Here is an 18875-nt window from a genome sequence, read left to right as displayed (position 1 = left end):
ATAGAACGTATGGAGAATGTAAAACTGAACACTATCGAAGAAGCTATTGAAGAGTTCAAGGCCGGAAACTTTGTCATCGTGGTAGACGACGAAGACCGTGAGAACGAGGGTGACCTCATCATCGCCGCTGAGAAAATCACCCCCGAAAAGGTGAACTTCATGCTGAAGCATGCCCGCGGCGTGCTCTGTGCGCCCATCACCGTGTCGCGCTGCAAGGAACTGGACCTGCCCCACCAGGTTCTGGACAATACCTCCGTACTGGGTACCCCCTTCACCGTAACCATCGACAAGCTGGAAGGTTGCACCACGGGCGTATCGGCCGCCGACCGCGCCGCGACCATCCAGGCACTGGCCGACCCGGCCTCGACTCCCGCTACCTTCGGCCGCCCCGGCCACATCAACCCCCTTTATGCACAGGAGAAAGGTGTGCTGCGCCGTGCAGGCCATACGGAAGCCACCATCGACATGTGCCGCCTGGCCGGTCTCTATCCAGCCGGCGCCCTGATGGAAATCATGAACGAAGACGGTACCATGGCCCGTCTGCCCGAGCTGCGCAAGATGGCCGACGAATACGGACTGAAGCTGATCTCCATCCGCGACATGATAGCCTATCGCCTGAAACAGGAATCCATCGTTGAAAAGGGTGTGGAGGTGCACATGCCCACCGCCCACGGTGACTTCCGCCTCATCGCCTTCCGCCAGAAATCCAACGGACTGGAACACGTGGCTCTGTTCAAGGGTACATGGGAACCCGACGAACCCATCCTGGTGCGCGTACACTCCTCATGCGCCACGGGCGACATCTTCGCCTCCAAGCGTTGCGATTGCGGCGAACAACTCCACAAGGCCATGGAAATGATTGAAAAGGCTGGTAAAGGTGTGATTGTCTACCTCAACCAGGAAGGACGCGGCATCGGACTGATGGAAAAGATGAAAGCCTACAAGCTGCAGGAAGACGGCATGGACACGGTGGATGCCAACATCTGCCTGGGCCACCTGGCCGACGAACGCGACTACGGCGTAGGAGCCCAAATCCTCCGCGAACTGGGCGTGCACAAGATGCGCCTCATGACCAACAATCCAGTGAAGCGCGTGGGCCTCGAAGCCTACGGGCTCGAGATAGCCGAAATCGTCCCCATCGAAACCACTCCCAATCCCTACAACGAGCGCTATCTGCGCACGAAGAAGGAGCGCATGGGGCACACGCTGCACTTCAACAAATGATTTTGTCCCTTTGCTTTCATGTATCGGGAAAAATCTGTTATTTTGCAACCAGAATTAAAACAACCTTCTAAAGATAGAACTGAAATGAACCAATTATCTGACCGTTTGAACAGTTTGTCGCCGTCGGCGACGCTGGCCATGTCTCAAAAGAGTGCCGAGCTGAAGGCACAGGGCGTGGATGTAATTAATCTGAGTGTCGGCGAGCCTGACTTCAATACTCCCGACCACATCAAAGAGGCCGCCAAGAAAGCCATCGACGAGAACTACTCGCGCTACTCTCCTGTAGCCGGTTACCCCGCCCTGCGCAATGCTATCGTGGCCAAGCTGAAGAACGAGAACGGTCTGGAGTATACCGCCGCCCAGATTTCGTGCGCCAATGGTGCCAAGCAGTCGGTGTGCAACACCATCCTGACGCTGGTCAACCCCGGCGACGAAGTCATCGTGCCTGCCCCCTACTGGGTTAGCTATCCCGAAATGGTGAAGCTGGCCGAAGGCAAGCCCGTCACTGTGCTCGCCGGCATCGAGCAGGACTTCAAGATGACACCCGCCCAGCTGGAAGCCGCCATCACGCCGAAGACAAAGGCACTGATTCTCTGCTCACCGTCCAACCCTACAGGTTCCGTCTATAGCGCTGAAGAGCTGGCCGGACTGGCCGCCGTGCTCGAGAAGCATCCGCAAGTCTATGTCATTGCCGACGAAATCTATGAGCACATCAACTACATCGGCCGCCACCACAGCATCGCCCAGATTCCTTCGATGAAGGACCGCACGGTCATCGTCAACGGTGTATCCAAGGCATACGCCATGACCGGTTGGCGTATCGGCTTCATTGCCGGACCCGAATGGATTGTAAAGGGTGTGAACAAACTGCAGGGACAATACACGTCAGGTCCTTGCTCGGTATCGCAGAAAGCCGCCGAAGCCGCTTATACCGGCACGCAGGCTCCTGTCGAAGAAATGCGTCAGGCCTTCCAGCGTCGTCGCGACCTCATCGTGAAGCTGGCCAAGGAAGTGCCGGGCTTTGAAGTAAACGTACCCGAAGGTGCCTTCTACCTCTTCCCCAAGTGCAGCTCGTTCTTCGGCAAGTCGGCCGGCGACCGTAAGATCAACACGTCCGACGACCTGGCCATGTATCTGCTCGAAGTGGGCCATGTGGCCTGCGTGGGCGGTACGTCGTTCGGCGCTCCCGACTGCATCCGCATGAGCTATGCCACCAGTGACGAGAACATCGTCGAGGCCATCCGCCGCATCAAGGAAGCGCTGGCCGCATTGAAGTAAACGGACCAAGGTCACACATATACATCCCCTTGCCGGGCCTCTCGGACAGAGAAGACGGCAAGGGGATTTTTTTGTCCGACTTGCAAAGGGGGAAATCAGGCAATGTTTCAGGGGAAAACATTGTATGTTTCGAAGAAAAACATTGCTTGTTTCAAGGCAAAAGGTCGTATGTTTTCCAGAGGTTCCAAGCCCGGCCCGGCAGAGGCCAATGAAAATTTTCGTTTTCATTTGCCTATGCGCCCGCCTTTTACTATTTTTGTCCCAATATGCACCGATGTGTGCCCGAAACAACTGAAACAAAGAAAAAAGACAATGAACGTCATAGAACTGATCAACAGCAACCAGCATACGGCCTTCTCCTTCGAAGTGCTGCCCCCACTCAAGGGGACAGGCATCGAACGGCTGTATGCCACCATAGACACGTTGCGCGAATTTGACCCCAAATATATCAACATCACCACCCATCGGAGCGAATACGTGTACCAGGAACTGGGCAACGGGCTCTACCAGCGCAAGCGGCTCCGCCGCCGACCGGGCACCGTGGCCGTGGCAGCTGCCATCCAGAACAAATACGGACTGACCACCGTGCCCCATCTGCTGTGCAGCGGATTCACGCGCGAAGATACCGAATACGTGCTGCTCGACCTGCAATTTCTGGGCATCACCGACCTGCTGGTGCTCCGCGGCGACAAGGCCAAGCACGAGGCGCGCTTCGTACCCGAAGAGGGTGGATACAGCCACGCCATCGAACTGGAGGAACAAATCAACCGCTTCAACCAGGGCATCTTCGTGGACGGAAGTCCGATGACCGTGACGCGCACGCCCTTCAGCTACGGAGTAGCCTGCTATCCCGAGAAGCACGACGAGGCGCCCAACCTGGAAAGCGACCTGATGTGGCTCAAACGGAAGGTGGACGCAGGTGCGCAATATGCCGTGACGCAGCTTTTCTATGACAACCGGCGCTATTTCGACTTCGTAGCCCGTGCCCGCAAGGCCGGCATCACCGTGCCCATCATCCCCGGCATCAAGCCCTTGAAACGCACGGCCCAGCTGAGCATCATCCCCAAAACGTTCAAGGTGGACATTCCTCAGGAACTGGCCGAGGAGGTGGAGCGATGCGCTGGCAACGACGAAAAGGTGCGCCAGGTAGGCATTGAATGGTGCGTGGCCCAATGCCGCGAACTGATGGAACATGGGGTGCCCAGCCTGCACTTCTACTCCGTAGCGGCCGAAGACAGCATACGAGAAGTGGCGAAACAGATATTTTGACAGACAGGCAAAGACGATGACAGGACTGGAGGACATCATAGGACAACGCGAGACAGGCCGCATGCTGAAGCAGGAAGTGGCTGCCGGACGCATGGCCCACGCACTGCTGCTGACGGGCCCGCGCGGAGCAGGCAAACTGCCGCTGGCACTGGCCTTGGGCAGACGCTTGTGCTGCGCCCATCCCACGGACGACGGCGAGGCCTGCGGACGTTGCACGGCATGTCTGGGCTGGGAGAAACTGGCCCATGCGGATGCCCACTTCGTGTTCCCCATCGTCGGCACCAAAAACACATGCGACGACTACCTGCCCAGCTGGCGCGAGATGGTGCTCGAAAACCCCTATACTGACCTTGGACGATGGACCGAACGCATAGGAGCGGGCAACGCACAGCCCATGATCTACGCCACCGAGGCCGACCGTATCCTGCGCAAACTGAGCCTGAGGTCGGCCACCGGCGGATGGAGGGTGGTAGTGGTATGGCTACCCGAACGCATGAACGAGCCCTGTGCCAACAAGATGCTGAAACTGCTCGAGGAACCGCCCTCGAAAACGGCTTTCCTTCTGGTGAGCGAAGAGCCCGAACGGCTGCTGGCTACCATCGTGAGCCGTACGCAACGCATCTACGTGCCCCGCATTGCCGAAGCCGACCTGGCCGAAGCCCTGCAAACACGCTACGGGCATCCGGCCGACGAAGCCACTGCCCTGGCCCACCGGGCAGACGGCAGCCTGCTGAAAGCGTTAGAACTGGCCGGACAGAGCGGCGAGCAGGCCCTGTGCTTCAACCTCTTCACACAGTTGATGCGCCTGGCATGGAAACGCGACATACGCGGCATGAAGATTTGGAGCGAAGAAGTGGCCGGTCTGGGACGCGAACGGCAGAAGGTCTTTCTGGAATATGCCCAACGCATGGTGCGCGAGAACTTCATCGCCAACTTCCACCGGCCGGAAATGAATTACATGGGGACGGACGAACAGCAGTTTGCCGTGCGCTTCGCCCCGTTTATCCATGAAGGCAATGTGACAGGCATCACCAACCTGCTGGCACAGGCGCAGGAACACGTGGCGCAAAACGTGAACGCGCGCATGGTGTTCTTCGACGTGATACTGAACATGACGGTACTCATTAAAATGAAGAATTGATAATTGACATTTAATATTTGACAGTTGATATGACCGACTTTATCTTACATAATGGCAGCGGAAGGCTCTGCTGCAAAAGCTGCGGACGACAGGACCGTCAGCTGAACACCTACGACTGGCTGGCCGACATTCCGGGCAACGACACAGCTTCGGAGTACGTCGAAGTGCAGTTCAAGAATACCCGCAAGGGCTACTTCCGCAACTCCAACCACCTGGAGCTGACCAAAGGCGACACCGTAGCCGTGGAAGCCAATCCGGGCCACGACATCGGCGTAGTGACGCTGACGGGACAACTCGTCCCCCTACAGATGAAGAAAGCCAACATCCGCTCGGAGGCCGACATCCGCCGCATCTACCGCAAGGCCAAGCCCACCGACATGGAGAAGTATGCCGAGGCCAAGGCACGCGAGCACGACACCATGATACGTTCGCGCCAGATAGCCCTCAGCCTGGGCCTGGACATGAAGATAGGCGACGTGGAGTATCAAGGCGACGGCAACAAGGCCATCTTCTACTACATCGCCGAGGGGCGTGTGGACTTCCGCCAGCTCATCAAAGTGTTGGCCGAAGTGTTCCGCGTGCGCATTGAGATGAAGCAGATCGGTGCCCGCCAGGAAGCCGGACGCATCGGAGGCATCGGCCCCTGCGGACGCGAGCTGTGCTGTGCCACGTGGATGACGAGCTTCGTCAGCGTATCGACGGGAGCGGCACGTTTTCAGGACATTTCACTCAATCCGCAGAAGCTGGCCGGACAGTGCGCCAAGCTGAAGTGCTGTCTGAACTATGAAGTGGACTGCTACGTCGAGGCACAGAAACGCCTGCCCAGCAAGGAAGTGACGCTGCACACAAAGGACGCCGAATGGTTCTGGTTCAAGGCCGACATCCTGGCCGGACAGGTAACCTACTCGAGCGACAAGTCCATCCCGGCCAACCTGACCACCATCAGCGCCCGCCGTGCCTTCGAAATCATCGGCATGAACAAGCGGGGCAATGCGCCCGAAAAGCTGATAGAAAGCGAGAACGACGTCAAAGCCCCCTCAGCAGACCTGCTGGAGCAGGAGAGCGTGACACGCTTCGACCGCAACCGCAAGGGCAAAGGTGCCGAAGGTGGCAAGAGCGGAAACGGAAAGAAGAAGAAAAAGGCCAAAGGCGCGCAGTCTGCCAATGCCGAAAACGGCGACAAGCCGGCCAACAAGAATGAAAAGACCGACAAACCGGCAGCCAATACGACCAAACCGACCGCCGACAAGCAGTCTGCCCCGCAGAAAGCGCCCAAGGCAGAAAAAGGGGAAAAAACGGAAAAGCCGGAGGTTACCGACAAAGGAGAAAAGAAGGAAAAAGGCGGAAACGGACAGAACCGTAACCGGCGCAACCGTCCCAAACAAGAGAAGCGTGAACGCCCGCAACAAGAGGGCGGCAAGGAAAGCAACAAACAAACCAACAAGGACGGAGGCAACCAACCAGCTTCCTGACGGTACCCACTAAAGGATAGTGAACCATGAAGTGGAAAAGATGGAAGACGACAGGCCTCGTACTGGCGGCAGCCTGGCTATGGGCCGCATGCAGCAGTACGGAGCCTGTCTACTATGAATACCGGGCCGTCGACGGCCTGGCATGGAGGCAGACCGATACATTGTCTTTTGCCGTCAGCCTGCCGGACACGGGGCAAGCTGACCTCGGTCTGTGGGTGGAGGTACGCCACCGGGGCGACTACCCCTACCGCAATCTGTCGGTATGCATGGCCCGCACACTGACCACACCCACCGACACGGTCTGCCAGGTAGATACCCTGCGCCTGACACTCGCCGACGCCCAAGGACGTTGGTTGGGCGAAGGACTGGCTAATGTCTTCCAACGCTCTTTTCCCGCCGGACGCCTGCACACGACGACGCCTGCCAATCTGCGCTTCGACCTCACTCCAGCTCTGCCCGACTCCTTGCTGCCGGGCATCAACGACATCGGCATCCGGCTGGAGTAACCCTATCGCATCCGAAGCCCGCGGGCTGCATCAATCCTCAGGAAAACAAAAAGCAGGATGGTGAATCCCCATAACGAAGAACCTCCGTAACTGAAAAACGGCAGGGGAATGCCGATAACGGGCGTCAATCCCAGCACCATGCCCACGTTGATAAACAGGTGAAAGAAGAAAACCCCCATCACACAATAGCCGTAGACACGGCCCGAAACCGTCGGCTGGCGTTCGGACAGCCAGATGAGACGCAGAATGAGCGCCATATACAGCAACAGCACTGAAACGGAGCCGACAAAGCCCTCCTCTTCGCCCACCGTACAGAAGATAAAGTCAGTATCCTGCTCGGGTACATATTTCAGCTTGGTCTGTGTGCCGTTCAGAAAACCTTTTCCCCACAATCCGCCCGAACCGATGGCAATCTTCGACTGGTTGACGTTGTAGCCAGCTCCCGCCAAATCTTCCTCCAGACCCAAAAGGACCTTGATGCGCACCTGCTGGTGGGGTTCAAGCACGCGGTCGAACACGTAATCACACGAATACAGAAAACCGACCGACGCTATCAGGAAAACCGCAATGAAGGCATACACCCGCCTCCGCTCACGCAGCAGCATGTAGAACAGCCAACCGACGGCCACCGCACAAAGCCCCCACAGGACATACACCACGTTGAAGGCCCACAGCCAACCGGACAACGCACAGGCCAGCAACACCACGCCTACACCCGAAGCAGCCAAAGGCCACAACCGTACACGGCTGTTCTCGGGCAGATAGACCCGCAGCAACGCAGGTACAGAAATCAGAATGAGACACAACACAGAGAATTCACCGACCGAAGTGGTATCCTGAAACATCCAAACATCGCCGAAACGGATGCCGACAACAAAATAGACCACGGCACAGACTCCTGCAAACAGCACGGCTCCCGGCATACCCCCGCGATAGAGCATCAGCGAAAAGGACAGATAAACCAGAGCCGAACCCGTCTCGCGCTGCCCCACGATGAGCAGCATCGGACAGAGAATGAGGAAGGCAATGGTCAGCACGCTGCGCCAACGATGAAGCACAAAACCATATGCCCCCATGAACTTAGCCAACGCCAAGGCCGTGGCAAACTTGGCAAACTCAGCGGGTTGAATGCTGACCGGTCCCAGGATGAGCCACGAGCGCGAGCCCTTCGTGTCGGGCGCAATAAAGATGGTCACTAGTAGCAACAGCAGCATGCCGGCATAAATGAGGTAGGCAAAGGTATCATAGAACATATCGTCGAGCAGTAACAGCACCACGCCCAAACCGAATGAGCAGACAATCCACACAAACTGCTTACCCGCACGCGTGCTGAAGTCCAGAAAGTCGCGGTCCACATAATCATAGCTGGCACCACACACACTGAACCACCCGCCGACAACCAGCAGCAGGTAGATGACAATCGTCACCCAGTCCACCGTTTTCCAAACACTATCTCTCCTCGTTACCATAGAAAATCACACGATTACTGAAGTCTTCGGCCAGCGCCTCGTTCTGCGGCGAGAGCTTGCCGTGCAAATATTGGTCCATCATCAAGGCACCGATGGGCACGCCGTACGTGGCTCCCCAGCCACCGTTCTCCACATATACCACAATGGCAATCTTGGGATCATCCTTCGGAGCAAAACCCATGAACACCGAATGGTCCTTTCCATGCGGATTCTGTGCTGTACCCGTCTTGCCACAAGCCTCCACACCGGGCAACAAGGTCCCCACCAGGCGGCAGGTACCACTGCCTGTACTTCCTGTGACGGCCGCCCTCATACCTTCGACAATGTCTTCGTAATAATCACGGCTGATGCCGGTCGTCCGCATTTCCGTATAGAGGCTGTCCAACGAATTGTCTTCAACTTCCTTCACGACATGGGGCGTGATGAAGTGTCCGCGGTTGGCTATCGTAGCTCCAAGGTTGGCTATCTGCAAGGGAGTAGCAAGAACTTCACCCTGTCCGATAGCGATACTGATGATGGTCAATCCGTTCCATGAGCCTCGATAAGCCCGGTCGTAGTACTGGGCATTGGGAATGAATCCTTGCAACTCACCCGGCAAATCGACTCCCAGCTTATATCCGAATCCCTGCGACACCATGTAATCCTTCCACACCGTAAGCGCATTCTGGGGCGAACCATACTTGCGGTCGCCAATCATCCGATACAATCCCCAACAGAAATAAGCGTTACACGAAGTGGCAATGGCAGGTATCAACGGCAGGGGAGAGGCATGACCATGGCATCCCACCTTCAGGCCGCGGTAACTGAATCCGTGCGAGCAGGGGAAAGATGTTTCCTCCTGAATGATGCCTTCCTGCAAGAATATGAGGCCTTGCGTGGTCTTGAAAGTGGAACCGGGCGGATAGGTACCCATGATGGCGCGGTTCAGCAAAGGTTTCTGACGGTCTTTTTCGAGCAGCAGATGGTTCTTGCCTCGCTGGCGGCCTATCATCATGTGCGGGTCGAAGTTGGGCGACGACACCATGCAGAGTATCTCGCCGGTTTTCGGTTCAATGGCTACGATAGCCCCGATCTTGTTCTGCATCAGGCGTTCGCCCAGCATCTGGAGGTCGATATCGATACCCAGTTTCAGGTTCTTGCCAGGCACAGAAGGGCGGTCGAGCTTCCCGTCCATATAATGCCCCTGTATGCGACCGTGGGCATCGCGCAGAAGCACTTCCACGCCCTTCTCGCCGCGCAGATATTTTTCATAGGAACGTTCAATGCCCTGCTTGCCGATGTAGTCGCCACGGATGTAATAGTCGTCCTTCTCAATGTCGCTCATCGACACTTCACCGATATCGCCCAGCACGTGGCCGGCCGAATTGTAGGAATACTGCCGGATAGTACGCCGCTGGATGGAAAAGCCTGGGAACTTGAACAATTTTTCCTGAAAGATGCCGCACTCCTCGGCAGACAGCTGTGTCATGAACACCTGGGGCGTATACTTGGAGTAACCCGGGTTCTTTCTGCGGTCGCGCACATCAGTCATCCGTTGCATGAACTGCTCCTCCGTAATGCCCAAAGAACGGCAGAAGTCAAGTGTATCAAGATTTTCCACCTCGCGCGGTACAAACGTCACGTCATAGGCCGGCTGGTTGAAAACGAGCAATTTGCCGTTGCGGTCGTAAATGGCTCCGCGGGAAGGGTATTGTATCTTGTTGAGGAAAGCATTGCTGTCAGCATAGCGCTTGTACTTGTCCGAAAGAATCTGAAGACCGAACAGGCGCACAATGTACAGAAGGACGACCAATATTACGACCGCCCCCAGCACATACTTTCTCTTTTCAAATGTATAGTCTTTCGCCATCAGTCAATTTATATATTGCCCGTCACTTGCCACGCTGCCTGAAGAGTTCAAGGGCCCAGATACAAACCGTTGTCAGTATGGTACTAGAGAGAATGCGCAGCAACAGGTCCAGCGGATGGGCCAGCGAGAAAAACTCCAGCAGGAACAAGGCTGTGTGATGAATGAATACCGCAGACACGATATACTTGAGGAAAACGCCTACTCCCATGGAGTGCATGGAAAGCACCAGTGTCTCCTGCACGTCGCGGGGAACAAAGAGCCTCAACAGCGTGGGGCGCAGAAAGGCTATCAATACGGAAGCTGCCGCATTCATGCCCGGAGTGTCCGAAAAGACATCGACCAGCAGGCCGACGGCAAAGGCCCACAACATCAGGTTCGAGGGCTTCACGTCGTTCTCGAACTGCAGGATGAGCACCACGTAGAGAAAAGGCGTAGCATATCCCGCAATGTGCAGGTTGTTCAGCACCAAGCCCTGCAACAAAACCAGCACCACGAGCCAGACAGCTTTATATAGATAGCTAATTGCCATGCGTCAACAATCCGTTTGTTTAATTATTGCTACTTCCTTTCATTCTCCTTATTCCAACTCAATCGACCGTCTTTTCAAGTGCCTTCTGCTCAGCCTGCCCGCTACGCGCCAGGATACGGACCGAGCCCAACTTGCCGAAGTCGGTTGCCAGCTTCACCTTGAGCAGATAGGAAAGGCCGTCGTTCGAGTCGGCCATATCGTCCACCGTCCCTACCATCAACCCCTGGGGAAAGACGGAGGAAAAGCCGCTGGTTACCACCGTATCGCCCAAACTGAACTCCGCATGGCGCGGCAGGTCCTTCAGATAAGCGTAACAGGGATCGTCGCCTTCCCACTTCAGATAGCCGAAGTAGTCGCTGCCCTGAATCTTGCAACTGACGCTGGACTTGCTGTTGAGCAAGGGGATGACCAGCGAATAGCGGGGCGACGTGCGATAGACAATGCCTACCACACCCGCGGCACCTACCACCCCCATATCGGGACGGACGCCAGACGCGCTTCCCTTGTCGAGCGTAATGTAGTTGTCGGCCAGCGTCAGACTGTTCTTTATCACATGTGCCTTGAAGGTCCAATAACCACCCGGCAATGGCTTGCCTGCCACCTTGGATGTCAGAGTGTCACCTGTCTCGTCGGCCAAAGCCTTCTCCAGAAAAGCCACGCGCTGCTCCAGCCAGATGTTGCGGTCGAGCAAGTCCTCGTTGGCATCCTTCAGGTGGAAATAGGACGTGACGACACCCGCCATGTCGTATACCTTCCCGACCACGTAGTTGGCCGACGAAAAGAATACGCTCTGCTGATAGCGTGCGGTCCGCCCTATCAGCACCAGGCAAAGGGCCTCGAGCAGCAGAAAGAGAAACCAATGGCTGTATCTCAGCAGAAAGTTAAGGAGGTCGCGCACGATAATTAGCGGTTAGTGGGTTAATGATGAACGGTTAGCGGCAAGTGGTCAACGGCAAGTAGTCCCCAAGGCAGGAATACGCACCGTCAACTGCTTACAACTAACCGCTGATAAAGTTATCGCATCAGGAACGAGAAACGGTCTACGTTCTTCAGCGCCACACCTGTACCCTTGGCAACGGCATGTAAGGGGTCTTCGGCGATGTGGAAGGGGATGTTGATCTTGTCCGTCAGACGCTTGTCGAGTCCGCGAAGCAGAGCGCCTCCACCGGCCAGGTAGATACCGTTGTGCACGATGTCGGCATACAGCTCGGGCGGCGTATTCTCCAGCGCGCTGAGGATGGCGGTCTCAATCTTCGAGATGGACTTCTCCAGGCAGTGGGCCACTTCCTGATAGCATACAGGTACTTCCATCGGCAGGGCTGTAATGCGGTTCGGACCATGCACGATATAGTCTTCGGGAGCATCGTCGCCCAGGTCGGTCAAGGCGGCTCCTACATGTATCTTGATACGTTCGGCCATACGCTCGCTGACCTTCACGTTGTGCTGGCGGCTCATGTACTCCTGAATGTCGGCCGTAAGGTCGTCGCCCGCGATGCGGATGGAGTTGTTCGACACGATACCTCCCAGCGAAATGACGGCGATTTCGGTCGAACCGCCACCTATGTCCACAATCATGTTGCCTTCGGGTGCCTCCACATCGATGCCGATACCGATGGCGGCGGCCATGGGTTCGAAGATGAGGTAGACGTCACGTCCGCCGGCATGCTCGGCCGAGTCGCGCACGGCACGGAGCTCCACTTCCGTACTGCCCGAGGGTACGCCGATGACCATGCGGAGCGAAGGCGAAAAGAGGCGGTGACGGGTGTTCACCATCTTGATGAGTCCGCGTATCATCTGCTCGCAGGCGTAGAAGTCGGCGATGACGCCGTCGCGCAGGGGGCGGATGGTGCGGATGTTCTCATGCGTCTTCTCGTGCATGAGCTTGGCTTTCTCGCCCACGGCAATCATCTTGTCCGTACGGCGGTCGAGGGCCACAACGGAAGGTTCGTCCACCACAATCTTACCACCCGAGGTGATAATGGTGTTGGCCGTACCCAGGTCCATGGCTATTTCTTGGGTAAAAGAGAATAATCCCATCTTTTTAATGAAGAATTAAGAATGATGAATTAAGAATGAAGAACGGAAAACGAGAATCCAGGCACGCACTTTGACACGCTCAAATTCTTCATTCTTCGTTCTTCATTCTTCATTATTTTTAGTGCTTGAAGTGACGGAAACCGGTTGTCACCATGGCGATGCCATGCTCGTTGCAATAGTCAAAGCTCAGCTGGTCCTTGATGCTTCCGCCCGGCTGGATGACGGCGGTGATGCCTTCGTTGCCCGCAATCTCCACACAGTCGGGGAAGGGGAAGAAAGCGTCGCTGGCCATCACGGCTCCGTGCAGGTCAAAACCGAAGCTCTTGGCCTTCTCGATGGCCTGCTTCAAGGCGTCTACACGGCTCGTCTGACCCACACCGCTGGCCAGCAGCTGATGTCCCTTGGCCAGTACGATGGCGTTGGACTTGGAGTTCTTCACAATCTTGTTGGCGAAGAGCATGTCGTCTATTTCCTGTGCGGTAGGAGCCTTGACGGTCACTACCTTCAGGTCTTCGGGAGTTTCCACCTTGAGGTCACGGTCCTGCACCAGCACGCCGTTCAGCAACGAGCGGAACTGCTTGGTGGGCAGCTTGCCCTGCTTGCGGGCCAGGATGATGCGGTTCTTCTTCTGTCCCAGGATTTCGAGAGCGTCCACATCATAGTCAGGAGCGATGATGACTTCGAAGAAGATTTTCGTGATTTCCTCGGCAGCCGCCTTGTCGACAACGGCATTCGTAATGAGCACACCGCCGAAAGCCGATACGGGGTCGCCAGCCAAGGCATCCTCCCAAGCCTCGAGCACCGTGGGGCGGGTAGCCAGGCCACAAGCGTTGTTGTGTTTCAGGATGGCGAAGGTGGTTTCGTTGCCAAATTCGTTAATGAGGTCTACGGCTGCGTTGATGTCCAGCAGGTTGTTGTAGGAGATTTCCTTGCCGTGAATCTGGTCGAACATCTCGTCCAGATTGCCGTAGAAGTAACCCTTCTGATGGGGGTTCTCGCCATAGCGCAGGGTCTTCTGGTTGTTGGCCGAGTAGCGGAAGGCGCTTCCCTCTCCGCCGTCAAAGTAGTTGAATATGGCCGAGTCGTAGTTGGAAGAAACGGCAAAGGCCTCCTTGGCAAACCAGCGGCGTTCTTCGAGCGACGTCGTGGCGCCGTGCTCCATCAGGATGTCGCGCAGGGGTTGGTACTGGGCCTGAGAAGCGACGATGACCACGTCCTTGTAGTTCTTGGCAGCGGCGCGGATGAGCGAGATGCCGCCTATGTCGATTTTCTCGATGATGTCGGCCTCGGGTGCTCCGCTGGCTACGGTTGCCTCAAACGGATAGAGGTCTACGATGACGAGGTCTATTTCGGGGATTTCATATTTTTCGATCTGCTGTCTGTCCTGCTCCACGTCGCGGCGGCACAGGATGCCTCCGAATACTTTCGGATGGAGGGTCTTCACGCGGCCGCCCAAGATGGACGGATAGGTGGTGAGCTCTTCCACCGCACGGCAGGGATAGCCCAGTCCTTCGATGAACTGGCGGGTGCCGCCTGTCGAGAGGAATTCCACTCCTTCTTCATGCAGTTTGCTGATGATTTCGTCCAAACCGTCTTTATGGTAAACGGATACCAATGCTGTTTTGATTCTCTTTGCTTCCGTCATGGTTATATGGTTTTTATGCGTATATGTATAATAACCCCGCAAAGTTACAAATTTTGTTGGTTTACCCACCTATTCCTTGGCAAGAAATTTACTATAATTAAAAGAATGAGAAGTTTACGCCTCTCTCCTCCCCCGACTGCCTCCGTCGGGAAAGCACTGCTTTCTTCCTCGGAAAACGATGCTTTCGCCCTCGGAAAACACTGCTTTCCTCCTTGACAAGAAATGCCCGACCTTCCACAACGGGGAGGACGGGCATTTCCTGAAGTCTTCCGTCCGATGCGTACAGGCGCATCGGCATGGAAGGATATTTTACCAGATTGAAACGCGCTTCTCTACAGGAATGAACATCGGGTCCTTGTCGGTGATACCAAAGGCATCGTACCATGCGCCGATATGAGGCAAGGCACCGTTCACACGCCATTCGCCCAGCGAGTGTACGTCAATCTTCGTCAGCTGGAGTACAGCTTCAGGACGGATGTTGTTGGCCCATACGCCTGCATAAGCCAGGAAGAAACGCTGTTCGGGCGTAAAGCCGTCCTTCACTTCGAGCGGGGCACCAGCCGTGGCGTTCTTGAAGGCCTGGAAGGCAACTTGCAAGCCGCCATGGTCGGCGATGTTCTCACCCAGCGTCATCTTGCCGTTGGCATGCACACCAGGAGCCACCTCGATGCTGTCAAAGAAAGCTACCATCACGTTGGCACGTTCTTCGAACTTCTTGGCGTCTTCTTCCGTCCACCAGTCTTTCAGGTTACCGTCCTTGTCGTACTGGCGGCCCTGGTCGTCGAATCCGTGCGTCATTTCGTGGCCGATTACCACACCGATGGCTCCGTAGTTGAAGGCATCGTCCGCGTTCATATCGAAGAAAGGCGGTTGCAGGATGGCGGCAGGGAAGCAGATTTCGTTGGTTGTCGGGTTGTAGTAGGCGTTCACCGTCTGAGGCGTCATCAGCCACTCGTCCTTGTCAACAGGCTTGCCGGCCTTGGCCACCATTTCGGCGTGTCCCCACAGGTTGGCACGCTCGATGTTTGCCCAATAAGAATCATCCTTGATTTCCAGTGCGCTATAATCTTTCCACTTATCGGGGTAACCAATCTTCACATGGAAGGTAGCAAGCTTCTCCATGGCTTTCACCTTGGTAGAGTCGCTCATCCACTCCAACGCCTGGATGCGCTCGCCCAAAGCCGTCTGCAGATTCTTTACAAGGGTCACCATGCGTTCCTTGGCGGCGGCGGGGAAATACTTCTCCACATACATCTGTCCGACGGCTTCTCCCAGCGTCGAGCTTACCACGCCTACGGCCGTCTTCCAGCGGGGTTGCATTTCCTGCGCACCCGACATCGTGCGGTTATAGAAGTCGAAGTTCTGCTCCTTCATGGCGTCGTTCAGGTAGTTGGCGGCGGCGTCAATCAGCTTCCATTGCAGGTAGAGCTTCTGCTGGTCGAGGGGCAGGGTGTCAATAATCTTGACCGAAGCCTCGAGCGAAGCGGGCTGGCCGATGATGATTTCGTTGACATTATTCAGGTCGAGTCCCTTCAGATAGGCATCCCAGTCGAAGGAGGCGTACTGCTTCTTGATGTCGGCCATCGCCATCTTGTTGTAGTTGGCATGCGGGTCGCGCAGCTCCACGCGCGAGCGGAAAGCCTTGGCCAGACGGGTTTCCACGTCCATCACGGTCTTCATGCCCTGTTCGGCGGTAGCGGCATCGAAGCCGGCCAGCTGATACATCTTCTTGACATGTTCCTTGAAGGCCTCGCGAATCTTCACGGTAGCCTCATCGTCGAGCAGATAATAGTCGCGGTCGCCCATGCTCAGGCCGTATTGGGCCATCTGAACAGCGTTCATGCTGCTGTTCATTTCGTCGGCACCCACATAGAGCGCCAGATAGGCGGCGATGCCTTTCTTGTACATCTCGGCCAGGAGCGGATAGACGTCCTTCTTGTCCTTCAAGGCAGCAATCTGGTCGAGCTCGGTCTGAATGGGAGCTACACCCTCCTTGTTCAGCTTGACGCTGTCCATGGCAATCTTGTACAAGTCACCCACCTTCTGCGCGATGCTTCCTGCCTCGTGTTGCGTAGCGGCCAGTTCCTCAATCAGGCCCTGGATCTGCTTGCGGTTGTTCTCGGCCAGGATGGTGAACGAGCCATACTGGGAATACTCGTCGGTCAGGGGATTGTTCTTCATCCAACCGCCGCAGGCATACTCGTAGAAGTCGGTACCCGGCAGAGCGGTCGTGTCCAGATTGGCAAGGTCGATGCCCGCCGTCAGCGTGGCAGGCTGCTTGCCCGAGTTGCAGGAGGCCAATGCCAGGCAAAGGGCTGCAACAGAAAAGTAACTTTTCAAATTCATAATGTTATCGTTTTAAAGGGTTTATCTATTTCGTCTTTATTTCTTGGCTGCTTCGAGCTCTGTCGAAGCGGCGTCCCATTCTTCCATGGCGCGGTCGAGCTGCTCCTTCAGCTTCTGATGCTGCTCGTAGAGCGACATGTCCGAAGCGCCTTCGGGTGTAGCCATCTTCGCTTCGAGAATGGAGATGGCAGCTTCCGTCTGACCGATTTCGGCTTCACAATCGGCCACGCGCCGCTCCAGCTTCTTCAGGCGCTTGTTCAGCTCCTTCTGTTCTTCGTAGGACAGGCGGCCCGACGAGGCTTGGGGAGCATCCGCAGCAGACGGCTTCTTGGCTCCCGTGGGCGACTCCGACAGGGAGGGCGTTTTTTGCAATTCGTTCAGGTTCTCGATCTGTTTCTTCTGCAGGAAGTCGTAGATGCCACCCAGGTGTTCCTTCACCAGCCCGCCCCCGAACTCATAGACCTTGGTCACCAGTCCGTCGAGGAAATCACGGTCGTGGCTTACGACAATCACCGTGCCGTCGAAGTCGCGGATGGCTTCCTTCAGCACATCCTTGGAGCGCATGTCCAGGTGGTTGGTCGGCTCGTCGAGGATGAGGAAGTTCACCGGTTCGAGCAGCAGCTTGATCATGGCCAGGCGGGTGCGCTCGCCGCCGCTGAGCACCTTCACCTTCTTGTCCGAGGCCTCGCCGCCGAACATGAAGGCGCCCAAGATGTCGCGTATCTTCAGGCGGATGTCGCCCACGGCCACGCGGTCGATGGTGTCGAACACCGTCAGCTCGCCGTCCAGCAGCTGCGCCTGGTTTTGGGCGAAGTAGCCTATCTGCACGTTGTGTCCCAGCGTCAGCTTGCCCGTATAGTCGGTTATCTCGCCCATGATGCACTTCACCAGCGTGGACTTACCCTCACCGTTCTTGCCCACAAAGGCCACCTTCTCGCCACGGTTGATGGTGAGGTTGACGTCGTGGAAGACCACATGGTCGCCATAGGCTTTCGCCATGTCCTCGCAAATGACGGGATAGTTGCCGCTCCGGCTGGAGCAAACGAACTTCAGACGCAGGGCGGAGTTGTCTTCCTCGTCCACCTCGATGCGTTCAATTTTTTCCAGCTGCTTGATGCGGCTCTGCACCTGCACGGCCTTCGTAGCCTTGTAGCGGAAGCGTTCGATGAAGGCTTCGGTGTCCTCAATCTGTTTCTGCTGGTTCTCGTAGGCACGGAGCTGCTGCTCGCGGCGCTCCTTGCGCAGCACGACAAACTCGTCGTACTTCACCTTGTAGTCGTAGATATGTCCGCAGGAGATTTCGATGGTGCGGGTGGTGACGTTGTTCAGGAAAGCGCGGTCGTGGCTGACCAGCACCACGGCATTGGCGCGCGTGGCGAGGAAATTCTCCAGCCACTGGATGGACTCGATGTCCAGATGGTTGGTAGGCTCGTCCAGCAGGAGCACGTCGGGACGGCGGAGCAGCAGCTTGGCCAGCTCGATGCGCATGCGCCAACCGCCTGAAAATTCGCTCGTGGGGCGGTCGAAATCTTCGCGACTGAATCCCAAGCCCTGGAGCGTGCGCTCTATCTCGGCCTGATAGTTGGTGCCGCCCATCATCAAGAAACGGTCGTTCTCGTGCGTGAAGCGGTCGATAAGTTTCTGATAGTCTTCACTCTCGTAGTCGGTACGGTCGGCCAGTTCCTGATTCATGCGCTCGATGTCGGCCTGCATCTCGAAGATGTGTTCGAAGGCCAGCTCGGCCTCCTGCATCACCGTCCGCTCATCACTCAGCACCATCACTTGCGGCAGATAGCCGATGGTACAGTCGCGGGGAACGGACACCGTGCCTGCCGTAGGGTGCTGCAATCCGGCCAGTATCTTCAGCATGGTCGATTTGCCCGCTCCGTTCTTGCCCACCAGGGCGATGCGGTCCTTTTTGTTGATGACGTAGGACACGTCCTCGAACAGGGGCGTGGCGTTGAATTCCACTTTCAGTCCTTCTACAGATATCATAATTGTAACAATGTCATTTTTATTTGAGCATGCAAAGGTAGTGCAAACCGAGGGAAATACAAAATGAAATCTGTCATTCAGCCTTTTATTAAAAGAACGAAAGGATTTTTATCAG

The 18875-nt window shown here is 56.2% G+C and carries 14 protein-coding genes; 6 read left to right on the top strand and 8 right to left on the bottom strand.

Annotated features, from left to right (window positions below; genetic code table 11):
• Positions 1–9: 9 nt before the first annotated feature.
• The 6 genes from BQ7483_RS00360 to BQ7483_RS00335 all read left to right on the top strand — a co-directional run bounded on the left by BQ7483_RS00360 (position 10) and on the right by BQ7483_RS00335 (position 6890).
• Positions 10–1224 (top strand): bifunctional 3,4-dihydroxy-2-butanone-4-phosphate synthase/GTP cyclohydrolase II, encoded by a 1215-nt coding sequence (locus BQ7483_RS00360; RefSeq protein WP_022020304.1) that lies wholly within the window; start codon positions 10–12, stop codon positions 1222–1224.
• A gap of 84 nt (positions 1225–1308) precedes the next feature.
• Complete coding sequence (locus BQ7483_RS00355; RefSeq protein WP_022020305.1) at positions 1309–2502, top strand: pyridoxal phosphate-dependent aminotransferase; 1194 nt, start codon at positions 1309–1311, stop codon at positions 2500–2502.
• Between the two features lie 312 nt (positions 2503–2814).
• A complete protein-coding gene (gene metF / locus BQ7483_RS00350; RefSeq protein WP_072544424.1) occupies positions 2815–3771 on the top strand; it encodes a methylenetetrahydrofolate reductase [NAD(P)H] in 957 nt (318 codons plus the stop codon).
• Positions 3772–3787: 16 nt separating this feature from the next.
• A complete protein-coding gene (locus BQ7483_RS00345; protein ID WP_072544423.1) occupies positions 3788–4912 on the top strand; it encodes a DNA polymerase III subunit in 1125 nt (374 codons plus the stop codon).
• Between the two features lie 29 nt (positions 4913–4941).
• Entirely contained in the window at positions 4942–6384 is a 1443-nt protein-coding gene (locus BQ7483_RS00340) for a PSP1 domain-containing protein (RefSeq protein ID WP_022020308.1), read from the top strand.
• A 26-nt stretch (positions 6385–6410) separates the two neighbouring features.
• Positions 6411–6890, top strand: coding sequence for a gliding motility lipoprotein GldH (locus BQ7483_RS00335; protein WP_022020309.1), 480 nt, complete (start codon positions 6411–6413; stop codon positions 6888–6890).
• A 2-nt stretch (positions 6891–6892) separates the two neighbouring features.
• Here the strand turns inward: BQ7483_RS00335 and rodA are convergent, their stop codons facing one another.
• The 8 genes from rodA to BQ7483_RS00295 all read right to left on the bottom strand — a co-directional run bounded on the left by rodA (position 6893) and on the right by BQ7483_RS00295 (position 18760).
• Positions 6893–8359: a rod shape-determining protein RodA gene (gene rodA, locus BQ7483_RS00330; protein WP_072544422.1), complete on the bottom strand. Its 1467-nt coding sequence runs from the start codon at positions 8357–8359 to the stop codon at positions 6893–6895.
• Positions 8340–10208 (bottom strand): penicillin-binding protein 2, encoded by a 1869-nt coding sequence (mrdA, locus tag BQ7483_RS00325; protein ID WP_072544421.1) that lies wholly within the window; start codon positions 10206–10208, stop codon positions 8340–8342. Before mrdA ends, rodA begins: the two co-directional genes overlap by 20 nt.
• A gap of 22 nt (positions 10209–10230) precedes the next feature.
• Complete coding sequence (gene mreD / locus BQ7483_RS00320; RefSeq protein ID WP_022020312.1) at positions 10231–10737, bottom strand: rod shape-determining protein MreD; 507 nt, start codon at positions 10735–10737, stop codon at positions 10231–10233.
• Between the two features lie 58 nt (positions 10738–10795).
• Positions 10796–11635 (bottom strand): rod shape-determining protein MreC, encoded by an 840-nt coding sequence (gene mreC, locus BQ7483_RS00315; RefSeq protein ID WP_072544420.1) that lies wholly within the window; start codon positions 11633–11635, stop codon positions 10796–10798.
• Positions 11636–11751: 116 nt separating this feature from the next.
• Positions 11752–12774, bottom strand: coding sequence for a rod shape-determining protein (locus BQ7483_RS00310; RefSeq protein WP_022020314.1), 1023 nt, complete (start codon positions 12772–12774; stop codon positions 11752–11754).
• 118 nt (positions 12775–12892) lie between these two features.
• Positions 12893–14419, bottom strand: coding sequence for a bifunctional phosphoribosylaminoimidazolecarboxamide formyltransferase/IMP cyclohydrolase (gene purH / locus BQ7483_RS00305; RefSeq protein ID WP_072544419.1), 1527 nt, complete (start codon positions 14417–14419; stop codon positions 12893–12895).
• A 309-nt stretch (positions 14420–14728) separates the two neighbouring features.
• Positions 14729–16765, bottom strand: coding sequence for a M13 family metallopeptidase (locus tag BQ7483_RS00300; RefSeq protein WP_072544418.1), 2037 nt, complete (start codon positions 16763–16765; stop codon positions 14729–14731).
• A 36-nt stretch (positions 16766–16801) separates the two neighbouring features.
• The gene (locus BQ7483_RS00295; protein ID WP_072544417.1) at positions 16802–18760 is read right to left on the bottom strand and encodes an ABC-F family ATP-binding cassette domain-containing protein; all 1959 of its coding nucleotides are present in this window, start codon (positions 18758–18760) and stop codon (positions 16802–16804) included.
• Positions 18761–18875 lie beyond the last annotated feature (115 nt).

Source organism: Mediterranea massiliensis (genome assembly GCF_900128475.1).
In the GTDB taxonomy this organism is placed as follows: domain Bacteria; phylum Bacteroidota; class Bacteroidia; order Bacteroidales; family Bacteroidaceae; genus Bacteroides; species Bacteroides massiliensis_E.
The sequence above is the reverse complement of the archived record's forward strand: the minus strand, read 5'-3'. Positions and strand labels throughout refer to the sequence as shown.